We start from the raw sequence: 1,282 nt of genomic DNA on the forward strand, positions 1-1,282 counted from the left end.
CGGGGATTCCAAGAATCACTTCTTGGGCTTTCTGTTTCCACGAGTTGACTTGCTTGAAGGAGTTTCCTCACCCAAGTATTGGTCAGTCTCATCCACAGACGTTAACGTTCCCGTGTGCCCCACGGTACGGAGTCCTTTCTCAAGTATGTTTCGTGCAGCATTCCAATCTCTATCTTGGGTATGCCCACAATGATGACAAGTATGCGTCCTGGTACTAAGAGATTTCTTGACGACCTTCCCACAATTAGAACAATTCTGGGATGTATAGTGGGGTGGAACGGCAACTGTCGCCACACCAAACACTTTCCCAAAGTACTCGACCCATTCCCGGAATTGAGTCCACGCTGCATCAGATATCGATTTGGCGAGGTGTCTATTTCTCACCATGTTTCGCACCTTCAAGTCCTCATACGCCACGAGGTCGTTAGACATCACTACGCACCTTGCCGTCTTTACGGCAAAGTCTTTACGCTGGCGACTTACCTTGAGGTGTTTACGAGCAAGTTTGTTTCTAAACTTCGCTCTATTTTTAGAACCCTTCTTAGTCTTGGACATACGACGTTGAAGTCGCTTCAAAGACCTTTCACTTTTACGGAGATGACGCGGGTTTGCAACAGTCTGCCCGTCAGAATCGGTGTAGAAGTGGTTCAGCCCAACATCAATCCCGATGTTATGGGCGGTTGGTTCCCGCTTCTCCAGGCGTTCCTGGTCAATACAAAATTGCACGTAGTATCCGTCTGCACGGCGAACAACTCGGACACGTTTAAACTGTTTCAATTGATAGAAGTACAAATCGCGGGTTCCCCACATCTTAAAGGTTCCTGCTTCAAACCCGTCAGAAAAGGTGATACACCGTCTATCAGAAGAAAGTTTCCAGCCACTGGTTTTGTACTCAACACTGCCATGTGTCTGTTCTTTCTTAAAACGTGGATATCCTTTCTTACCTGGTACTTTCTTCTTGCAGTTGTCGTAGAACCGAGATATCGCAGCCCAAGCTCGTTCAGCACTAGCCTGACGAGCCATAGAGTTAAGATTCTTGGCAAACTCGAACTCAGACGCAAGCACTGCACAGTATGCACTCAAGTCGTACTTGTCAATGTCCTTGTTGTCCATCCAGTATCTCAGGCAACTGTTGCGAACAAATCTGGCACTACGGATAGCTTCATCCAGCTTTCCATACTGCTCCTTTGTTCCTTCCAACTTTGCCTCGAATACCAGCATTTTTACGCTCAACTCTATAGCGTAATTATAACACGATTTCAGAAAGCCGTCCTAGAAGGAC

The 1,282-nt window shown here is 46.9% G+C and carries 1 protein-coding gene; it reads right to left on the minus strand.

Going from position 1 to position 1,282, the window contains the following annotated elements; all coding sequences use genetic code 11:
• Nucleotides 1-15: 15 nt before the first annotated feature.
• Nucleotides 16-1,221 carry an RNA-guided endonuclease TnpB family protein gene (locus DP117_RS35225; protein ID WP_169222771.1) on the minus strand — a complete coding sequence of 402 codons (1,206 nt, stop codon included), beginning with the start codon at nt 1,219-1,221 and terminating at the stop codon, nt 16-18.
• Nucleotides 1,222-1,282 lie beyond the last annotated feature (61 nt).

Source organism: Brasilonema sp. UFV-L1 (genome assembly GCF_012912105.1).
Classification (GTDB): Bacteria; Cyanobacteriota; Cyanobacteriia; order Cyanobacteriales; family Nostocaceae; genus Brasilonema.

Excerpts from the sequence above, each read along its gene's own strand:
- DP117_RS35225 (WP_169222771.1), bottom strand. The coding sequence starts at position 1,221 with ATGCTGGTATTCGAGGCAAAGTTGGAAGGAACAAAGGAGCAGTATGGA.